Origin of the sequence: Bradyrhizobium zhengyangense, from assembly GCF_022012435.1 — a bacterium.
GTDB lineage: Bacteria > Pseudomonadota > Alphaproteobacteria > Rhizobiales > Xanthobacteraceae > Bradyrhizobium > Bradyrhizobium zhengyangense.
Genome location: NZ_JAKLUA010000003.1, coordinates 322,620 through 344,434, shown reverse-complemented (window position 1 = coordinate 344,434; position 21,815 = coordinate 322,620). Strand labels below are relative to the sequence as shown.

Here is a 21,815-nt window from a genome sequence, read left to right as displayed (position 1 = left end):
ACCAACATCGCCGCAATCAGAATCTCTCTCATCGCTCTAATTCCTGATGTCCATGGCGCTGCGCAGGCCGTCCGAGAGCAGGTTGAAGCAGATCGAGACCGCGAAGATCATCGCGCCCGGCAATGCTGCCACCCAGGGATTGACGTAGATCGCGGTCCTCAGCGTATTCAGCATCAGGCCCCATTCCGGCTCCGGCGGCTTGGTGCCGAGGCCGAGGAAGGAGAGGCCGGCCGCCAGGATCATGGAAACCGAGATGAGGCTCGTGGCATAGACGAAGATCGCGCCCAGCACGTTGCCGAGAATGTGCACGCGCATGATGGTGAGCGGCCCGGCGCCGGAGGCACGTGCGGCTTCGACGAAATCCATGTTGCGCACGCCTGTCGTGACGCTCTCGGCGACGCGGGTGATCTGCGGCACGAACACGATGGTCAGCGCCACGATGGAGTTGAGGATGCCGGCGCCGAGCGCACCGGAGATCGCGATCGCCAGCAGCACCGACGGGAAGGCGTAGAACACGTCGACGGTGCGCATGATCGCGGTGTTGAGCTTGCCACCGACATAGCCGGCGATGATGCCGAGCGAGGTGCCGATGCAGAAGGCGAGGATCACAGGCAGGATGCCGATGACCAGCGACAGCCTGCCGCCATAGATCAGTCGCGCCAGCATGTCGCGGCCGAGTTCGTCGGTGCCGAGCGGATAGCCTGATGTGCCGATGTGGCGCAGGCGGCGGATCATCGAACCCTTGTAGGGATCTTCCAGGCCGAGCCAGGGCGCGAGGATCGCGGAGACGAAGATCAACAGCAGCACGATGGCGCAGGCCATGCTGACCTTGTCGCGCAGGATGCGGCGGCCGACCGTCGCCCAATAGCCGCGCGCCTTGGTCGCGGGCGCGGCCTGCAGCGCGGCATCGGCGGTGGTGGACAAGGGAAGCTCGCTCATCCCGCTAGCCCCGCTTGATACGCGGATCGATCGCGGCTTGGGCGATGTCGACAAGGAGATTGAGAAAGACGAAGAACAGTGCCAGCACCAGGATCGTGCCCTGCAGCAGCGGCAGGTCGCGCTGGAAGATCGCGGAGTTGAGCAGGAAGCCCGAGCCCGGCCAGGAGAACACGGTCTCGATCAGGATCGAGCCGCCGAGCATGTAGCCGAGCTGGAGCCCCATCACCGCGAGCGCGGTCGGCGCGGCGTTCTTGATGACGTGGCGGAATACGCCGGTTTCGTGCAGGCCCTTGGCGCGCAGCGCTTCAACGAAATCCTGCGAGAGGATATCGCCAGTGAGCGCGCGGACGGTGCGTGTGACGATGCCCATTGGAATCACCGAGGTCGTGATCGCCGGCAGCACCAGATATTTCAGGTGGTCCCAATCCCAGGCCCAGGCCGCAGAGCCGCCGGGCCCGGCGCCGACCGCGGGCAGCCAGTTCAGCTCCACCGAGAAGATAATGACCAGCACCATACCGAGCCAGTAATGCGGCACCGAGACGCCGGCGATCGCGAACGACGTCGCGAGCTTGTCGATCCATGTCTCGCGGAAATAGCCGGCGATCAGCCCGAGCAGGATGCCCATGGTGAAGCCGATGATGGCGGCCGCAATCGCCAGCGTAACGGTGTTGCCGACCGCGCGCATGACCTCGGCGAGCACGGGGCGCCCCGTGGCAATGGAATTGCCGAGATCGCCATGCAGCGCGCGCAAGAGCCAGAGGCCGAACTGCACCGGCAGCGGCCGGTCGAAGCCATAGGCGGCGCGGAGCTGCGCCGCGAGCTCCTGAGAGGCATCGGCGGGGAGCACCGCGACCAGCGGATCGCCCGGCGTGATGTGCACGAGCAGAAAGCACACCAGCGCCACGCTGATGACGATCGGGATGACATAGACGATGCGTCTGGCGATATAGGCGAGCACGGATTGACCTGACGTGATGTCGTACGATTGGGTGCGCGTCTTCAGTAAGGGACGCGCGATGGTAGGGCTCCCCTCCCCCTTGCGGGGAGGGGTTGGGGAAGGGGGTTCACACGGGCAGTCCCTGTGTGGCTAACCCTCCCCCACAAGGGGGGAGGGAACTCTACCAGCGTGCTCACCTCACTGCTGCATCGCAATCGGTGAGAAGTCGATGAACCAACTCTTCGGCTGGATCACACCTGTCACTTTCGGGCTCATGGCGCGCGGGCCGACGTCGTGGGCGACGTAGAGGAAGGCGGCGTCGTCGACGGAGGCTGCGTGCAGCTCGGCGAGCGCGGCGTCGCGCGCGGCGGGGTCGAAGGTCTGCCTTGCCTTCTTCACCAGCTCGTCGAATTTGGGATTGTTGATGAACCCCCAATTGTTCGAGACTGGCGGGGCCATGCCCGATTGCAGGAAGCGCACCAGCGCGAAGAACGGGTCCATCGCCGCATAGGTGACGTTGGTCGCGTTCGAGCCGTTGGCGCTCGGATCCTTGGCGCCGCGGCGCCAGTTGGTGAACAGCGTGTTCCACTCGATGACGTCGAGCTGCACGTCGAAATAACATTCGGCGAGCGCCTGCTGGAGGTATTCGTTCATCGGCAACGGCTGCATCTGGCCCGAACCCGAGGCTGAGGTCTGGATCTTGACCGTCAGCTTCTTGTTCGGACCGAAGCCGGCCTCCTGCATCAGCTTTTGCGCAGCCGGCTTGTCGTACTTGATCTCGAAGGTCGGTTTTCCGCGCCAGGGATGGCCGGGCTCGAAGGTGCCGGTCGCCGGCACCATCAGCCCTGCAAGCAATCCGTCCTTGAGGCCTTCGCGATCGACGCAAAGATTGGCGGCCTTGCGGACGCGAATGTCGTTCCAGGGCGAGCCTTCGACACGCGAGAACTGCCACGGCCAGACGTGCGGCTGCTCATTGGCATAGAGCTTGAAGCCGCGCTGCTTGAGCTCGGGCAGCGCATCCGGCGCCGGCGCCTCGACCCAATCGACCTGTCCAGACAAAAGCGCCGCGGTGCGCGCGTTGGCCTCCGGCATCGGCAACAGCACCATCTTGTCGATCTTGGGCACGCGGGTCTTGTCCCAATAGTCGGCATTCTTGACCAGCTCGAGCCGCTCGCGCGGCGTGAAGCCCGCCATCTTCCACGGGCCGGTGCCGGCGGCGTCCTTGGCAAAGGCAGTCCAGGCGGCCTGCGATTTGGCCTTGGCATCTGCGCCTTCGGCCTTGTCGTAGAAGTGCTGCCACTTTGCCGGGCTCGCCATGAAGAGGTTGGTGAGGTTGATCGGCAGGAAGCTGTCGGGCTCCTTGGTGGTGAGCTCGACCGTCATGTCGTCGATCTTCCTTGCGGAGGCCAGCGTCGGCATACGAGAGGCCGTGACGCCGACCTGGCTCGGATCGAACTGCGGCGCGTCCTGCTTCAAGACCTTGTCGACGTTCCAGACCACTGCGTCGGCATTGAACGGGGTGCCGTCGTGGAAGGTGACGCCGGGGCGCAGCTTGAAGGTCCATTTGGTCTTGTCTGACTCGTCGACCTTCCATTCGGTCGCGAGGCCCGGGATCACCACGCTCGGTTTGTCGGCGGACGACAGGTCCCAGCCGGTGAGCGCGTCATACATGGTGACGCCGGTGAAGCGGTTGCCTTCAAAACCCTGATCGGGCTGACCGAGCGTGCGCGGAATGTCCGCCGCGGTCATGCCGATGCGCAGCACGGTTTCGGCGCTGGCCGCGCGCGGCCACGCCGCCGCAGCCGCCACGGCAAGTGCAGCGATCAATGCTGCACGCGCGGTTGTCTTGATAAGCATCGCCTCAATCCTTTTCCCGATATCGATGACTAATTTTGATGCAAACGTATGCAATGGCTATGCCATCCGGGGAAACTTATTCTGCAAATTGCCCCTGCGACGACAAGTCCTTGTGATCGTGCGCGTGCATGGGCATCGTGCTGCCTATTCTGGCATCAAGATTGCAACGTTTGAGCCCGACCTTTTCCTGGGAGCTTGGGCCATGCGTATTCGCTTAACGACCTGTCTCGCCGCGCTTGCGCTGGCGATATCAGCACTCTCGGCGCGCGCCGAAACGGTGGTGCGCTACGGCATCTCGATGGCGGATATTCCGCTGACATCAGGCCAGCCCGATCGCGGTGCCGGAGCCTATCAGTTCACGGCCTACACCATCTACGATCCGCTGGTGGCGTGGGAGATGGACGTCGCCGATCGGCCGGGCAAACTGGTGCCGGGGCTCGCGACCGAATGGAAGGTCGACGACACGGACAAGACCAAGTGGCGCTTCACCCTTCGCAAGGGCGTGAAGTTTCACGACGGCAGCGAGTTCAACGCCGATGCGGTGATCTGGAATCTCGACAAGGTGCTCAACGACAAGGCGCCGCAATTCGACAAGCGGCAGAGCGCGCAGGTGAAGACCCGCCTGCCCTCGGTCGCCAGCTACGCCAAGATCGACGATTTCACCGTGGAGATCACCACCAAGACGGTCGATTCCTTTTTCCCGTATCAGATGCTGTGGTTCCTGGTGTCGAGCCCGGCACAATATGAGAAACTCGGCAAGGATTGGGACAAGTTCGCAAGCCAGCCGTCGGGCACCGGCCCGTTCAAGCTGACCAAGCTGGTGCCGCGCGAGCTCGCCGAGCTCAGCAAGAATCCGGACTATTGGAATCCGAAGCGGATTCCCAAGGTCGACAAGATCGTGCTGGTGCCGATGCCGGAAGCGCTGACGCGCACCAACGCGCTGCTCGCAGGGCAAGTCGACCTGATCGAGACTCCGGCGCCCGATGCCGTGCCGCAGCTGAAAGCTGCCGGCATGAAACTCGTCGACAACGTCACGCCGCATGTCTGGAATTATCACCTCAGCGTGCTGCCGGGCTCGCCCTGGACCGACATCCGCCTGCGCAAGGCGCTGAACCTCGCCATCAACCGCGACGAGGTGGTCGGCCTGATGAACGGGCTTGCAAAGCCGGCCAAGGGCCAGGTCGACCCGTCGAGCCCGTGGTTCGGCAAGCCGAGCTTTGAATTGAAGTACGATCTTGCTGCGGCGAAGAAGCTGGTGGAGGAAGCCGGCTATTCAAAAGAAAAACCGCTGAAGACCACTTTCATCATCGCGCAGGGCGGCACCGGCCAGATGCTGTCGCTGCCGATGAACGAATTCCTGCAGCAGAGTTTCAAGGAGATCGGCATCGACATCGACTTCAAGGTGGTCGAACTCGAGACGCTCTATACGCATTGGCGCAAGGGCGCGGCCGACGAGATGAATGCCGGCATCACCGCCAACAACATCGCCTATGTCACGTCGGATCCGCTCTACGCCATCGTGCGCTTCTTCGCCTCCGACCAGATCGCGCCTGTCGGCGTCAATTGGGGCGGCTACAAGAACCCCGAGGTCGACGCCCTGATCAACCAGGCCAAGCAGACCTTCGACACCGCCCAGCAGGACGAGCTGATCGCCAAGGCCCATGCGCTCATCGTCGACGATGCCGCGCTGGTCTGGGTCGTCCACGACACCAACCCGCACGCGCTGTCGCCGAAGATCAAGCAGTTCGTGCAGGCCCAGCACTGGTTCCAGGATCTGACCACGATCGGGGTGGAGTGAAGGCCGCGGACACAGCTGCCGTGGGGTGGGTTAGTTAGCCGAAGGCGTAACCCACCATGCTTCCGCAAACACCGACCGGAGTCGGCGGGTTACGCTCAACGGATTGCGCTTCGCGCATCCGCTGAGCTAACCCACCCTACAAAGCCCCCCTACTTCGTCAGCAGCGCATACGCCCCGGTCCAGCCCTCCGGCGGCGGATTGGCTTTGAACTCCCCGATGCGCGCTTCGTACAGCTTGAACAGCTTTTCCAGCGTGTCGGCGTCCTCGCTGCGACGGCCGCGCTCGATGGCGTCGAGTGCACCCTGCCAGTCGCGGTTGCGGTAGCAGCCGAGCATCTCGATGGTGACGTTGCGCAGGCGCTGGAACGCGCCCGATTGCATCACGTCCTCGCGGCCGGCGATGGCATAGATCACCTCCGGCTCGGTCTTGCCCTTGACCATGATGAAGTCGAGCTCGAGGATCGCGAATCTGTCCTTGGCGGCGAGCGCCGTCCGCGAGCCGACAATGATGGGGAAGCCGTATTCCTTGGTCTGGCCTTCCAGGCGCGAGGCGAGGTTCACGCTGTCGCCGAGCACCGAATAGTTCTTCTTCAGGTCGGAGCCCATGTTGCCGACCACGCCGATGCCGGTGTTGAGGCCGATGCCGACATTGAGCGGAATGTAGACGTGGCCGCCATCGGCGGCTTCCTGCTCGCGCTCCCTGTTGACGACGTCGATCTTCTCGAGCATCTGGATCGCTGCCTCGCAGGCATGGACCTGATGCTCGGCATCGTCGAGCGGCGCGTTCCAGAACGCCATGATGGCGTCGCCCATATATTTGTCGACGTAACCCTTCTGTTCGATGATCACGTCCGTGAGCGGCGTCAGGAAGCGGTTCATCAGCGTGATCAGGCCTTGCGGATCGTGCTTGTAGCTTTCCGAGATCGTGGTGAAGCCGCGCACGTCGGAGAACATGATCGTCATCTCGCGCTCCTCGCCGCCGAGCACGACCTTCTCCGGCGATTGCGCGAGCTGTTCGACCAGCACGGGCGACATGTATTGGGCGAAGATGCCGCGGATCTGCACGCGCTGGCGCTGCTCGCGCACGAAGCTTGCAAAGATGAAGGTCAAATAGATCGCCGTGGTCGACAGCAGCGGATAGGTGAAGTCGATGAGGTAGCGGTATTTCGCGTAGAAGAACCAGGACACGCCGATCAGGATAGCGGCGAACAACGCGCCCGCCAGCACCAGTCGCACCGGTCCGAGATTCGGCGTGAAGATGATGACGAGAATGCCGATGATCATCGCGACGATCAATTCGAGGCCGAGCGCGTAGTTCGGCCGCGAAATCGCGGCGCCGGTCAGCACGCTTTCGAGCACCTGGGCATGGATCTCGACACCCGGCATGGCGCGCGATACCGGCGTGGTCTTGATGTCGTTCAGGCCGACAGCGGAGGTCCCGATCAGCACCAGCTTGCCGGCAAGCTTGCCCGGCGACACCGTGTTGTCGAGCACATCAGCCGCCGAGACGTAGATCGAGGGGTCGCGGCGGGCATAGTGCACCCAGAGCTGGCCGTTCTCGTCGGTCGGAATCTCGACGCCCTTGATGCGGACGGCGCGGATGCCGCTCTTGTCGGTGCGCACCAACAGCGTCGGCGTCCCCGTGACGACGCGCAGGATCTCGAGACTGAGCGACGGCATGATCTGGCCTTGCGCGCGCATGATCATCGGCACGCGCCGGATCAGGCCGTCGCGCTCGGTCTGGATCGTGAACAGGCCGCGGCCCGCGGCGACCCGCTCGATGATAGGCACGTTGCGCAACAGACCCGGGAATTCGAACAGAAAGCGCTCGGGCCCCGCCTCGCCGACCGTTGCCACGCCGGTGAAGGGAAGCGCCTTGTCGATCTCCGAAGTGATCGCAGACTGCCCGGTCTCGCCCAACACCACGCGCGAGCGCTTGATCGCCTCCGAAAGGATCTCGTCGTTGCTCGGCAATTCGCGCAGCCTGGTGCGGGTGGCCTCGTCGAGATAGCGCATCTGGCCCGCGACCAGGTCAGGATTGAGCCGGTCGGGCTCCGAGAACACCACGTCGAAACCGATCGCCACCGCGCCGTGACTGGTGAGGTTGGCGATCATGTCGGCGACCCGCGTGCGCGGCCATGGCCACTGGCCGAATTTGGCAAGGCTCTTGTCGTCGATGTCGACGATGGTGACCGGCCTCACCCCCTTCTTGTCGCGCGGGTCGACCAGCTGGAACATGTCGAAGGTGCGCAGCCGCAGCTCCTGCACCGGCGGCGGATCCCAGACCCGCAGACCTGCGAACACGACCAGCAGCGCAAGGCACAGCAGCCGCGCCAAGCCGAACTTTCGCGTGAACCACCGGCGCAGGATCTTGAGACGTTTCATATCAGTCGCGCTTCCTGCCGCGCATCGCGTCCGTTCGAGCGATCATGGAGCCTCTCCGCGCGGTTGGCCATTGTCTGATGGCGGAGGATTATGGATTTTTTGCCGCGGTCAAGCTCCGCGTTCCGGGCCGGGCGGGTCCGGCGTTCATCAGGTGATGTGGAAGATGAAATCGCTGGCCTTGAGATTTGCGGCGATAACGCTCTTCAGCAACAGCTGCTCGTTCTCCGTGATCGGTCCGCCCTCGGGGTGACTGATCTGCTGATGCCAGGTGACCAGCGTGTCGCCGGTGCCCTGCTGCTGCACGATTGTGAGATTGCCGATGGAGCCGACATCCGAGAACTGGCGCAGGTCGATCTTGTCCAGGCCCTCGATGAAATCGGTAATGGTGTGCGAGGCGTCGCCCCCGCCGAAGCCCGGCGCGAACACGAACTGATCCTTGCCGCCGCCGCCGGTCAGCGTGTCGCCGGTCGTCGGCGCGAAGATCACGTCCTTGCCGCCGGTGCCGGTCAGGGTGATGCCCTGGCTGGTGTCGCCAGCCTCGTCGAAGATGAAGTTGACGGTGTCGTAAGCACCGGTGGTCTTGTCCGTCACGGTGAGCGCGATCCGGTCCTGGTCGGGTGCCGGATCGCCCGGAGAGTAGGTCACACCATTCTCGAACGCTGTGTTGATGTCGTCGAGCGAGCCCGACGCCGGCGACAGATCGACGCTGCTGCCCGGCGCATGCAAGGTCGACGCCGCGACCGTAAACTCATCCGTCGACGCGCTGGAATCGGTGTCGCTGACCGAAAGATTGAAGATGGTGTCGGTGCCTTCCCCGCCATTGTGCGAGACGTAGAAATGATCGGTGTCGATGACCGGTCCGCCGGGGGGCGCGGTCACGCTGGTCGAGATCGTGGCGGCCTTGTCCGAGACCGGCGCGGTGCCGTCGGTGCTCATCGCGGTGATGTCAGTCGTCGCCGGCGAAGCGGAGGTCGTGATCCCCCCGGTATAGGTGTCGTCGAGGGCGTGGACGCCGAGCGGGGCCGGCGTGCCGCTAAAGCCATCGGCGGGCAGGAAGCGGATCAGCGTATCGGTGCCCAGCACCAGCGCATGGGTGTCGCTGACCGAACCGATGTCGACCCACTGATGGGTGCCGGCGAGCTCGTACTGCCAGACGCCGTCGGCGGACGATGCCGTGTCCGAAGTGACCGCGATGGCCTTGAAGCTCGAGCCGTCGTCGACGTCGTGGAATTTGCCTGCGAAGAGGTCGCTGACGGCGCTTCCGGCCGGATCGCTCTCGTTGCCGGCGACGGAGGCGAGCGTGGTGCTGTCGAGCGTCGGCGCGTCGTTACTGCCGGCGATGTTGATCGTGACGACGCCATTGCCGGTGCCGGTCGGCGTATGGCTGTCGTCGGGCACGATGGTGTATTGCAGCGACAGCGTATGGCCCGCGGCCAGGAAGTCGAAGGCCTGGCTGCTGGAATTGAAGTCCCAGGTGAACTGGGCGTGGGTTGCCGTGCCGTTCAGGATGTCGCCGGACTGCACGGTGAGATAGTTCAGGAGGTCTGCGTTCGACAGCCCGTCGATGCCGTCGGTTTGCAAGGTCCCGTCGAGATAGACCGAGAGGTGATCGAGCGCGACCGTGACGTGATCGGTGGCGTCGGCGTCGGACACGGTGAGCGTGCCGGTCGCGCCGAGCCCCGAATTGGTCTCGCTCAGGTCGGCGCCGGCACTGTCGCCGGCCTTGGCCGCGATCGCCGGGGCGTCGTTCGCGCCTGATATCGTGACGGTGACCTGGGTCGTGTCGGTCTTGTGGCCGTCGTCAAGCGTGATGGTGGAGACCACCGTCGCGGTCTGGCCCTGCCCGAGGAAATCCAGCGCGCCGTCGGCGATCGAATAGCTCCAGCCGACGGTGCCGTTGTTCTTGCCGGTCAGTTGCAGCGACAGCGCGTGTTCGAGCGCGCTGATCTCGTCCGGCGTCAGCGTCAGAGCGGTGTGGTCGGCGGCGAGCCAGGTCACGTCCTGATGGGTGACCATCGCCGTCGGCCGGTCGGTCAGGTCGACGTCGGTGAAGGCGATCGAGCCGGTCGCGGCAGGCGACGGATCGTATGTCGTGGAGACGCCCGTGGTGTCGGTAAGCTCGGAGACGCTCGCGGTCAGCGTCGCGCCATCGGTGGTGAATTTGGGCGCGTCGTCGGCGGCGTTGACCGTGATCAGCGTATGATCCGTGCCGTCATTGCTGCCCGCGAAGGTCGCGTGGCTGTAGTCGGCACCGGTCAGGGTCAGACTGATGTGGTGCCCCGCGGCGTCGGTGATCGTCAGCGTGCCGCCGGTGCTGGCGTCGTCGTTGGCCACGTAGGCCGCACTGGTGCCGAGGCCATAGTCGATGCTCGACAGGTCGATCTTGTCTGTCGACGCCAATCCCGCGATCGATCCGCCGAAATCCGTGGTCTGGATATCGAGCTCGGCGCCACTGCCGCCGAAGGTGACCGTCTGCGACACCGCGGCGTCGACCACGAGCGTCGCGCCGGTGTCGATGGTGACCGAGCCGGAGCCTGACAGCGACCCGAACAGCGACAGCGTCCCGTCGGTGTGGATCTCGATCGTGTTGGTATTGGTGATATTGCCGGTGATCGAGGCGGAGCCCCAGCTCTCGATCTTGCCGGAGTTGGTGATGCCAAACGCCACCCCGTCCGCACTCGAGACCGAAGCACCGTCGTGGAGGTCGATCTCACCGGCATTGTCGATCTTGGACAGCGTGCCGAACACGCTGGTGCCGGAGACGGTCCAGGTGCCGGCCGTGTTGTTGTCGAACGTGGCACTGGCGACCGAGATGTTGCCGTTGATGTGCCCGCTGTTGTTGATCGTGACCGCGCCGCCGGTCTCGGCGATAGCGTAGGTTGTCGAGGTCACGCTGCCGGGGGCATCGGGTCCGATCGTGCCGGTATTGTCGATCACCGCCGCGCCGGTCGTGTTCTCCTGGACGAAGATCGCGTAGTGACCGCTCGCTCCCACGACCGAGCCGGTATTGGTGATATGTGTCGAGCCGGTCGCGCTTGCATCGTTCTGGGTGACGACGATGCCGGCCGTTCCCGTGGCGGTGAGTTCGCCGTCATTGAGGATGGTGACGTTGCTCTTGCCGGTCGCCACGACGCCCAGAGCAACCGCGCCTGTGGCCGAGCCCTCGTTGGTGACGCTCACATCGCCGCCGCCGTGATCGGAGGCACGGATCGCGTTGCCGGCGGCAGTGATCGACGAGGCCTTGCCGGTCGAGACCGTGACGTTGCCGGCGCCCCAGGTGAATGCCTCGATGCCGAAGCCAGCGTCGGCCGTGATCGTGGCATCGCTGTCGACGATGACATCGCCATTGACCGCGCCCGAGAAGGTGGCGTCGCCGCCCGGCTTGTAGCCGGCGATGATCCCGCCCGGCGTGGCGCCATCGTTGTTCAGCGTGCTGCCGGAATGGATCGTGCCATGCGCCTCGACGGAGATCGTGCTGTGCAGATCGCTTCCGATCGCTGTCGCATAATTCACTGCGACGATGCCCGAGCTGCCCGACGTGATGCTGTCGCCCGTCGCGAGCGTGACGGCGATGTCGCCGGCATCGATACTGTAGGCCTTGACGCCGTAGGCCGTTGCACCCGAGATCGTGACGCTTGTGCCCAGCGTGACCGTGATGTCGCCGGTGCCACCGCTGAGGGCGGAGGCCTCGATGCCGTAGCTCTGAGTTCCGGACACGGAAATCGTGGTGCCGGCGAAGCTGGTCACCGTGACGTTACCGTTCCCGTAATTGTAGGCGTCGATGCCCGAGCCCGCCCCGGCGGTAATGTCGGCGTAATTATTGACAACGACCGTGCCGGTAACGGCGGTATTGGCACCGGTGCTGTTCGTCGAGCCAGTATAGCCGGCCTGGATGCCAGCCGGCGGATTGCCAGCCAGGTTTGACGTGCCGCCAGAATGGATCGAGCCATGCGCGTTGACAGTGATGGTGCTGTCGTTCCCACTGTCGAGCGAGGTCGCCCGGTTGACGGCCACGATACCGGAGCTTCCCGAGGTCACGACACTGCCGGCCTCGGTCGCGACGGCGATGTCACCGGCACCATAGCTACGCGCACGGATGCCGTAGGTCGAGCTCGCCGTGACGTTGCCGCCGGCGTCGATGCTGATGGCGCCATCGCCCTGTGTCGTCGCATCGATGCCGAAGGCACCGCCGGCCGCCCCGCCAAGCTGGGTGATCGAGATGTCGCCGGCGTTCGCGGCATTCAGATTCTCGACCAGAATGCCTTCCGAATTCGCGCCAGTGCCCGTCGCCTTACCGGTGAGATTGTCGATCGTGATGTCGCCTACGCCGGTCGCGCTGTCGCGCAGCGTGATGCCGTTGCCGGCCAGGCCCGTGACGTCCTTTGTCGCCGTCAGCGAGATGTCGCCGGTGCCGTTCTGAATGACAACGATGCCGTTGGCCGCGCCCTTCAGCGTGCCGGTCGGCGTGAGGACGATACTCGCGGGCTTGAGGGATGTGCCGCCCGACGCCGTGAAGTCGAGCGCGTCGTTGATCGAGGTCGTAATGTCGGCCGCGCCGGTGACCGTGAACGTGCCGCCGGTCGACGACTGGCCGGTAATGGTGCCGGTGAAGCCGAGACTGCTCTTGTCGAGCTGGAGCGTATCGGCGCCGCCGGCAAAGGTGACGGTCTGCGCGTCAGCACCGGCAAGCTCCAGCGTCGCCTTGTCGTCGATAATCAGCTGGCCCACGCCGGTGAGCCCGCCGGAGAGGTTCAGCGTGCCGGCCTGCACCTCGATGAAGCCGGTGTTGGTCACGACGCCCGAGATCGTGTTGGCGTTGGAGACGCTGAAAATATGGCCGGAGTTGCTCAGCTGACCGCCGTTGATCGTGACGATATCGGACAGATAGAGCTTCGAGCTGCCATCGACCGTCACAGTCCCGCCGTCGTTGGCGACGGTCAGCGACGTCAGCTTCAGAATGCCGCCGCCAATTGCCTTGATATCGGCGGTGTTGACGATCTGCTCGCCGGAGATGTCCAGCTCGCCGCCATTTGCCTGGAGCAGCTGGTGGTTGGCGAGGGTGTGGACGATAGCAGGATCGATCGTCAGCGTGCCGCTGGTGACCGTGATCGTGCCGGTGTTGGTGATGTCGGCGTTGCTGATAGCGCTGGTGCCGAAGGATTCCAGCGTGCCGGCAAGCGTCACGGTGCCGCCGTCGATCGTCGCGGCGGAAAGATCGAGCGTCGAGCCCGACTCGATCGACACGGCCCCGTCGGTGTTGGTCACGTCAGTCGAGATCAGCTTCAGCGTGCCGTCGTTGATCGCGCCCAGCGTGCCGGTATTGGTGACGGCCTCGGTGTTGATGTCGAGCTCGGCATTGTTGGCCCGGATCGTGCCGCCGTCATTGCTGATCTTGGGGGTGGAGCCCGTCGCCAGCAGCGTCAAGAGCCCGCCGAGCGTCGATTCCAGCAGATAGCTGTTCGAGATGTTGGCGTCGGTCACCGCTGTGGTGCCGGACGAAGCGAGCGTCCCTGCGATCGTGAGCGCGCCGCCCGTCAGGGTGGCGCCGACCAGCGTCAGCTTCTTGTCGGCCTCGACCTTGACGGTGCCGTTGTTCGTGATCTCGCTTGCCGACACGGTCGCATCGTCGAATGTCAGCGTGATGTCGCTCGCAACCGCCACAGTGCCCTTGTTCAGGGCCGCGTTGCCGTCGATCGTGCTGTCGCCGGTGACGTTGATCATGCCGCCCGACGGGCCGCTGTAGTTATTGATGGCGCCGCCGGATATTTCGGTGCCCGCGAGGGTCAGGATCTGGCCGTCATCGACCTGCACCGTGCCGATGTTGGTCACGACATCGTTGAGCAGCGTCGCGGCGCCCGCGATCTCCAGCGTGCCGTTGTTGGTGACCAGGCCACCCTGGATCTTCGCGCCGCCCTGCAGCTTGACGGTATCGTCCAGCTCGATGCTGGAATTGTCGGTGATAACCGAGCCTGCGACCGTGATGCCGTCCAGGGTCAGCTTCGCATCGGCCGTGACCGCGCTCGTGCTCAACGTCGCGCCGCCGTCGATCTTGCTCGCGACCGTGACGTCGATGGTGCCCGAGCCGTCGATGGCCCCGCCCGAGATCTCGGTGTTCGACAGCGTCAGTGTCTGACTGCCGTCGACCTGCACCGTGCCGATGTTGGTAACGACGTCATTAAGCAGCGTCGCCGCGCCTGAGATCTCCAGCGTGCCGTTGTTGGTGACCGGGCCACCCTGGATCTTCGCGCCGCCCTGCAGCTTGACGGTATCGTCCAGCTCGATGCTGCCCTTGACGGTGATGGCTGTGCCATCGACCGTCATCGCATCGAGCATCAGAGCCTGGAGGTTCTCGACCGTGACGAAGCCGGCGCTCAGCGTTGCCCCGCCGTCAATCGCGCTGTCGCCGGTGACGTCGATCGTACCGGGTCCGGCGATCGAGCCACCGCTGATCTCCGTGCCTGACACTGTCAGCGTCTGACCAGCATCGACCGACACCGTGCCGTGGTTGGTGACGATATCATCCAGCAGCGTCGCGGCGCCCTCGATCTCTAGCGTGCCGTTATTGACGATCGGGCCGCTTCCACCGACGGAGGAACCCTCCGAGAATTGCACCGGGCCGAGGGCAAAATCGTTCAGCGAATAGCTCGCGCTGGTCAGGATGAACTTGACCATGGCGATGTCAGCACTGCTGCCGACCAGGTCGATGAAGATCGCCGACCCGTCGCTGTTACCGTTGCTTACGCCGTCTTTGCTAACAGTACCGATTACGTTGCCGCCCAGATCATAGGCAATGATCTCGGCGGTGAAGCTTCCGTAGTAATCGGCCTGGATTTGCGCCCCCGCCGAAGAGACCGGCGCGGCGAACTTAATGGTGATGTCGGGGCCGGCCCCACGATCCCACAGCAGATGGGTTCCAGGCGCAAAATTCCCGAACCAGCCATAGCCTTGGTCACGCAGCTCAAAGGAACCGCCAGCGGAAGAGACCGTGCCGCCGGTGCCGTCGGTCGCGACGACCTGCTGCGGACTGCCGAGCACGGTGAATGACGTGCCGAGCTGCCCCCAGTTGAACTCCACCGTGGCGGGACTTCCGCCCTTGGGAGCGAAAACGCTCGAACTACCCTGGATCACCGCACCGCCGGTCAGCTTCACGGTGCCGCCGATCATGATGCTGCCCTTGTCCGAGATCGTCGCGCCATCGACCGTCGCGGTATCGAGCGTCAGGGTTGTGCCCGCCTCGACTGTTACCGTGCTCGTGCTCAGCGTCGCGCCGCCGTCGATCTTGCTGGCACCGGTGACGTCGATCGTACCTGTGCCGTTGATGGCGCCGCCTGAAATCTCCGTGCCCGACAACGTCAGCGCTTGACCGCCGTCGACCTTGACCGTGCCGTGGTTGGTGACGACATCGTTAAGCAGTGTCGCCGCGCCTGAGATCTCCAGCGTACCGTTGTTGGTGACCGGGCCGCCCTGGATCTTGGCGCTGCCCTGGAGCTTGACGGTGTGATCGAGCTCGATGCTGGAATTGTCGGTGATGACAGAGCCCGAGACCGTGATGCCGTCCAGCATCAGCTTTGCATCGGCCGTGACCGCGCTCGTGCTCAGCGTGGCACCGCCGTCGATCGTGCTCGCGACCGTGACGTCGATTGTGCCGGCGCCGTCAATGGCTCCGCCCGAGATCTCGGTGTTCGACAACGTCAATGTCTGGCTGCCGTCGACCTGCACCGTACCATGGTTGGTCACGACGTCGTCGAGCAGTGTCGCGGCGCCCGCGATCTCCAGCGTGCCGTTGTTGGTGACGGGGCCGCCCTGGATCTTGGCACCGCCCTGCAGCTTGACGATGTCGTCGAGCTCGATGCTGGCATTGTCGGTGATGACGGAGCCTGAGACCGTGATGCCGTCCAGCGTCAGCTTGGCATCGGCCGTGACTGTGGCAATGCTGAGCGTGGCGCCGCTGTCGATCTTGCTGGCGCCGGTGACATCAATGTTGCCGGCGCCCTTGACGGTGCCGCCGCTGATCGTGGCGCCGTTCAGGGTCAACGCGGCATCGACAATGACGTCGCCGCTGGAATTATCGACAGTCGATCCCGGACCGATCGCGAGTGCGCCTGTGAGCACTTCGATGGTGCCGGCATTGGTGACGGCCTCGCCGTTCAGCGCATTGCCGGTGCCGGTCACGTTGAGGGTACCGTTGTTCGTCAGCTTGCCGTTGCTCAGCACCCCGTCGCCGGTGAGATCGATCTCGCCATTGTTCGTGACGGTACCACCCTTGGGGATGCTCGTTATGGTGAGCGTACCGCCGCCGCTGTCGCTCTCAGCATGGACCACCGGCGTTCCCGGGAGGATGGTAATCGCACTACCGTCGATCGTTGCACCATTGATAGTCAGCTTGCTGCTGACATCGATCTTGACGTCGCCGGCATTGTTGATCCGGGAGCCCTGGTCGATCGTCAGCGCGTCATGTGCAAATACTTCGATGAGACCGCCGGCGCTGTTGAAACCGGTTTCGCTGGCGAACTCCACCGCGCCCTTGACGTTGACCACGCCGGAATTGTTCAGCGTGCCGTTCTCGATCAGGTTGATGCCGTCGAGCTCCAGCGTGCCGGAAACATTGACCGTGCCGCCGTCGATCGTCACGGCGTTCGCGACCAGCGTCGCGAGGGAGCCGACCTGCACGGTCCCGCCGGCATTGGCAATGCCGGTATCCAGCGTCAGCGTGCCGCCGAAAAGGTTGACGGTGCCGGAATTGACGATGGTGGTCAGCGTGTCGATCACACCGCCCGCGTCCAGCGTCAGCGTGCCGGCGTTGGTGATCGTGGCGGTATTGGTAACGACCACGCCGGTCTTCGGCCTGGTGATCGTCTCGACATCGATCGCCCCGCCGACGAAAACGGTACCGTCTGCCGCATTGGTGAACTTCGCATCGGCATTGAGCGTGAGCGCGCCCGCGAGCGTCAACGTGCCGTGGTTGATCACCTGCGGCGCCGTGTGGTCCACCGTGGTGTCGTAATCGTCCATCGTCAGCGATTTGCCGAAGGCCGCGACGTCGATCGTGACGGGATAGGACGGCGTCAGACCATGCAGCTGATCGGTAATGACGATAACATCGTCGTTGCTGGTCGGGACCGTGCCGGTTTCCCAGTTCGCGGCGTCCTTCCAGAAACCGCCCGAGGGCTGGTTCGTCGCGATCCAGACCACCGCCGGGGCGTCGGTGCCTGTGATCTTGACGGTGATGGTCTGCTGCGAGGTCGCATTGTGCTCGTCAGCGACCGTCACGGTGTAGACCAGCGTCAGCACTTCGCCCTTCGGAATGAAGTCGGCGAGGTAGACGGGCAGATCGGCCAGCGACCAGTTGATGGTGCCGGTGCCAGTGCCGGTTGAATCGAGGCCGCCCGCGATCGCAACCGACATGGCGCTCTGGAACGCGGCAAGCGGCCCCGGCGGCACGGTGGTGCCGTCCGGCAGGCTCGCGCCGGTCAGCGCCACGGATACGGTGTGGGTGTCGGTGAGGTCGACATCCGTGAAGGTGAGGGTGCCAGTGGTCGGAACGTTGGTGGTGAGCGGCCCGCCCGGCACGCTGGTGCCACCCGAGAAGGTGATCGTCGGCACGCTGGTGGTGATCACCGGCTTGTCGTTGGTGCCGGTGACCGTGATGGTGATCGGGAGCTGCCTGGTTTCGGGCTGGACCGAGAAATTGTTGTTGACGCTGACGATGTAAGTCACCGTCAGCGTTTCGCCGTCGGCGAGGAAGTCGAAGGCGTGATCGGGGATCGTGTAGGTTAGGGTCGCAGAACCGTTGTTGTTGTTGCCGCCGTCGGCGACGACAGCGATCTTGATCTGCGTCGCCGCAATATCCTGCTTCTGGAGCGCAGTGAGCGAGGCGGTGACGTCGTGATGGGCGGAGTCCGTATAGGTTAATTTTGATGGATCGAGGTCCACCGACACCGTCGGCCGGTCGCCCAGGTTCTGGTCGACGAAGTTGACCCGGAAGATGATGGTGTCGGCAGGCACGGCATCGCCGGTGGTGTCGGCGCGGTCGCCGGTCGCATGCGCGTGCTCCGTCACGGCGAACGCGGTCACCACGTTGCCGTTGCCATCGAGGACGCTCGCGAAGGGTGCGCCGGGAATACGGTCGACCCCCTTGTCCGACCCGCCCTGCGCCAAATTGCCACCGGTGTTGACCGGATTGACGAAGGTCGCAGTCGCGGTGGCGCCGGTGTCCGTCTTGATCAGGACAATGTCGCCGTTCTGCGTGATCGAGTCGGTAGAGTTGTTGGTGAGCTTGGTGTTGGTGTTGTTGTCGGTGAACTTCAGCGTGAACACGTCGTTGATCAGCTTCTGCACGTCAGGCGACAGCAGCGCATTGGTGACCGAGACGTTGCCGCCGCTGATCTGGATCATCTGGCCGGCCTGGTTGACCGTCGCGATCGGCAGCAGCGTCAGCTTGTCGAACAGGATGTAGGAGCCGGTGGTGCCGTTCGGCTCGACCAGCACCTGGAAGTTCGCCTGCGGCTGCGGATCACCGCCGCCCGCGGGAACGACGAAAGCGATCTCGGTCAGCACCGCCGTGCCGCGGATGCCCATGGTGGCGACCGGCGTGTCGATCTTCATGTCGCCGTGCTTGGCGGTCTCGCCGGCGACGAAGGTGATGGTGCCCGCGACCAGGCTGAGCAGCGAGGAATTGTTCGACCCGTTGGGGTCGTAGACCATCTCGTTCAGCACCATCCGCGCGTTGGAGGACAGGCCGAACACGGTGCCGTCGATGAAGGTGATGCCGAGCGTTGAGTCCGAGCCGGTCGAGACCACGTCGCCCTTCTCGACGTTGTCGCCGTTATTGAGGATGACCGAGACGCCGTTGCGGACCACGGTCGCGCTGCCGGTCAGCTTGGTGACATGACCGATGACCTGCGCCACGGCGGCACCGGGCGCAGCCTGCGCGACCTGGACGTAGCCGGTGAGCGCGCTGACGATGTCGCCGGTGAGATGCGCGCCGTCGGGCGAGGCGATCGCCGCGCGCTTGTCGCCCCTAAAATAATCGTGAACGACGACATCGTGGCCGTCGTGCGAGAGCACGAGATCGAGGCCCGCGCGCTTGAACTCGCCGTGGAAGATCAGATTGGGGTCGGCGATGACGACCGCGCCGTCAGGCACGTGGCCGTGTGCCTTGGCGGTAAACGAATCGACGTGATCAGAGGCGGACGAACGAAAGCCCTGGCCATCCAAGGTGAGCGCGGCGTCAAATTTGCCAGCGTAATTCAACCGGGCACCGTGAAAAGTGTTAAAATCTAAGTAAGTATCGATCGCCTAAGCTTGCATAGCATTACCAAGTCCCTAGCGAAACCATCTATTGCTTGTGTGATTTCGTATCACTTGGCGGTGGAAGCCTATGCCTACGGCGACATCCAAAGATAAACTGAAGTATATCTTGCAGAGATTTCGCGTAAATCGTCGCTTTCTCAAGTCTATCTTCCACTAGATTACGTATTCCAACATATTAACCATTCGTCGGATACTTGTGTCATCTTTTCTTCGTAGTACCCCGCGCCATACTGCGGCAAATACGGAGCTAAATCTGTGACCCAGCTAACAGAACCCGTGAAATTGCTGGTCATTAGCCATAGAAGCAGAATCGCGTCCCACAACTTCCGACTGCAATCCCGTCAGTCTCGCGGCAGCGCCCCTGATTTCGCCGGCCTGTAAAATTTTATGGAGTCCGGGAAGGGGCGGTTGAGCGTGCCCCACGCTAGTCGGCCCCCTGCCGCGCGCGTTAAGCAGACCAAAACGGCCCGTCTCGCACTATCTCCGCGAAAGCAACAATCCCGGCACGTTCAGGTCGAGGGGGACCTGGCGAAGCCGGATAGGGGATGTCAGATGGAGACCGCTGCTCGCTCGCGCGCCTGGCGCGCTATCCTAGTGCTGTGCGGACTGATCCTGTTCGGATCGGCCGCCGATCTTCGCGCAGCCAGTTTGCTGTCACCGGGCGCAGGCGCGCTCATACGCAAATCTGCCGAGCCGTTCGGTGTGTTCGCCTTCGCCATTTCCAGCGGAGGCATGCGGCAGAAATGGCTTGGACTGAAGGAGAAGCTCGACGACGACATGGTGCAGCTTGCGCTGTGCGACGGCGACCGCGACAATTGCGCATCGCCCGCGGCGCTGAAGCTGCTCGCCATCGTCGACGAGGCCCGCACCCGCGACGGCCGCGCGCGGCTCGGCGAGGCCAACCGCGCCATCAACCTCGCCATCCGCGCCGAAAGTGACGGCGCGGAAGATATCTGGAGCTCGCCGCTGGAGACCTTCCAGCGCGGCGCCGGCGATTGCGAGGATTACGCCATCGCCAAGCTGGCCGCGTTGCGGCTTGCCGGTGTCGCCGCCGAGGACCTCCGCCTCGTCGTGGTGCGCGATATCCGCAACGGCGAAGGACACGCCATTGCCTCCGCAAGGCTCGACGGCCACTGGCTGATGCTGGACAACCGCCGCATGGCGATGGTCGAGGATGACGACGCGCGCAACTATCAGCCGCTGTTCGTGCTCTACCAGTCAGCCGTGCTGAGATATGTCGGCGAACCCGTGCGGCTCGCGGGTGTCGACAGCCAGCGCGTGTCGACCGGGGCGCATTGATCCATCGGGGCTCCGGCCCTTCACGTCAACCGTTCCGCCACACCCCATTCCGTCACGCAGCCTGGAACTGCTAGCATGGCTGCAACCATGCTGAGGACATTTGGAATGCGGTTCATCGTGTTGACTGTGCTGGCGCTGCTGGCGTTACCGGCGGCACCGGGTTTGGCGCAATCCGGCACAACCGCTCCCTCCATCGCCGACAGGCTGCCCCTGTTCGTCAACAACAATTGCCTGCAGATCCGCGATCCCGGCAATCAATTGTTCTGCGGTGACGCCGAACTCTCCGCCGCCGCCGAGAAGCTCTCGACCGCCGTCGAGGCGCGGCTCGCCCGCCTGCCCGATCGCCTGCCCGCCATCGAGGAAAACGCGATCTGGATCCGCCAGCGCAATCTCGGCTGCGGGATCGTCGGCCAGACCGCGATCCGCGATGACGATTTCGAACGCGTCAAGGCCTGCCTGCTCAAGGTGACCGAGGATCGCGCGGCGATCGTGCGTGATCCGGATTTCGACTGCCTCGCCGCCAACACCGCGGCCGGCGCGCTGATCTGTGCGGACCCGTCGCTGGCGCTGACCGAGACCGAGCTCAACAGCCAGGTGCTCGCACTGATCGGCAGGCTGGACCCGACCGCGGCGCGCTTTGCCTTTGCGGAATACGGCCGCTGGACGCGCGAGCGCGACCGCAAGTGCAATCTGGTCGGCAAGGAGAACGTGCCGCCGCAGGAGCTCGGCTCGGCGGAAGATTGCCTCGCCGACTATCTGAAGCAGAAGACCGACGAGATCGCCGCCGCGAAGGGCGATCCGAAGAAGGTGTTCGGCCGGCAGGTCGCGGCCAAGGAGCCCGACACCGACGCCGTCGATTTCTGCGCCGCGCGCATCCACGCCGCCAATTCGTGCGGCAGTTTCCTCCGCATCAACCGCGTCTACGCACTCGACAGCCAGGTGAATGACCAGGAGGCGCAAGTCACCGGCGAGATCGAGATGGTCGTGCTGGCGCCCTTCACCACCTGCAGCAAGGTCGCGTCCACCTGCACCGGCACCTGCTGGGACGCCAGCACCGGCCTCCCGCAACCCGGCGCCGCCAACAGGGAGCGCTCCGCAGCCGCTTTCAACGTCACGCGCCGCCTGCGGATCCAGCGCACCTTTGCCTTCGTGAAAGCAGCCGACGGCTGGCGTTGCCGGGAAGACGAACTGGCGCCGGTGAACTCAGGCACCGCGGGCGGGGGATCGTAGCCGCTCTTTACGGATCGCCGCCAAAGCGCGATGAGATTGGGCTGAATCGTCGTCGCGC

8 protein-coding genes are annotated in these 21,815 nt (G+C 64.2%); 3 read left to right on the top strand and 5 right to left on the bottom strand.

Annotation, left to right across the window (positions count from 1 at the left end; all coding sequences use genetic code 11):
• Window positions 1–36 precede the first annotated feature (36 nt).
• From L6637_RS13075 to L6637_RS13065, 3 genes are all read right to left on the bottom strand, one after another.
• The gene (locus tag L6637_RS13075) at window positions 37–939 is read right to left on the bottom strand and encodes an ABC transporter permease (RefSeq protein ID WP_237864041.1); all 903 of its coding nucleotides are present in this window, start codon (window positions 937–939) and stop codon (window positions 37–39) included.
• Between the two features lie 4 nt (window positions 940–943).
• Window positions 944–1,897 (bottom strand): ABC transporter permease, encoded by a 954-nt coding sequence (locus L6637_RS13070; RefSeq protein WP_237864042.1) that lies wholly within the window; start codon window positions 1,895–1,897, stop codon window positions 944–946.
• Between the two features lie 177 nt (window positions 1,898–2,074).
• Window positions 2,075–3,733 carry an ABC transporter substrate-binding protein gene (locus L6637_RS13065; protein ID WP_237870867.1) on the bottom strand — a complete coding sequence of 553 codons (1,659 nt, stop codon included), beginning with the start codon at window positions 3,731–3,733 and terminating at the stop codon, window positions 2,075–2,077.
• Between the two features lie 202 nt (window positions 3,734–3,935).
• On the opposite strand from L6637_RS13065, the gene L6637_RS13060 reads away from it, so the two are divergent.
• Window positions 3,936–5,531 carry an ABC transporter substrate-binding protein gene (locus tag L6637_RS13060; RefSeq protein WP_237870865.1) on the top strand — a complete coding sequence of 532 codons (1,596 nt, stop codon included), beginning with the start codon at window positions 3,936–3,938 and terminating at the stop codon, window positions 5,529–5,531.
• Window positions 5,532–5,680: 149 nt separating this feature from the next.
• Here L6637_RS13060 and L6637_RS13055 read toward each other — a convergent pair whose 3' ends face one another.
• Both L6637_RS13055 and L6637_RS13050 read right to left on the bottom strand, forming a co-directional pair.
• Entirely contained in the window at window positions 5,681–7,915 is a 2,235-nt protein-coding gene (locus tag L6637_RS13055) for a CHASE2 domain-containing protein (RefSeq protein WP_237864045.1), read from the bottom strand.
• Between the two features lie 147 nt (window positions 7,916–8,062).
• Window positions 8,063–19,168 carry a hypothetical protein gene (locus L6637_RS13050; protein ID WP_377802827.1) on the bottom strand — a complete coding sequence of 3,702 codons (11,106 nt, stop codon included), beginning with the start codon at window positions 19,166–19,168 and terminating at the stop codon, window positions 8,063–8,065.
• A 612-nt stretch (window positions 19,169–19,780) separates the two neighbouring features.
• Here L6637_RS13050 and L6637_RS13045 point away from each other — a divergent pair.
• Window positions 19,781–20,527, top strand: coding sequence for a transglutaminase-like cysteine peptidase (locus tag L6637_RS13045; RefSeq protein WP_237864047.1), 747 nt, complete (start codon window positions 19,781–19,783; stop codon window positions 20,525–20,527).
• Between the two features lie 105 nt (window positions 20,528–20,632).
• A complete protein-coding gene (locus tag L6637_RS13040; protein ID WP_237864048.1) occupies window positions 20,633–21,757 on the top strand; it encodes a lysozyme inhibitor LprI family protein in 1,125 nt (374 codons plus the stop codon).
• The last annotated feature ends 58 nt before the right edge of the window (window positions 21,758–21,815 follow it).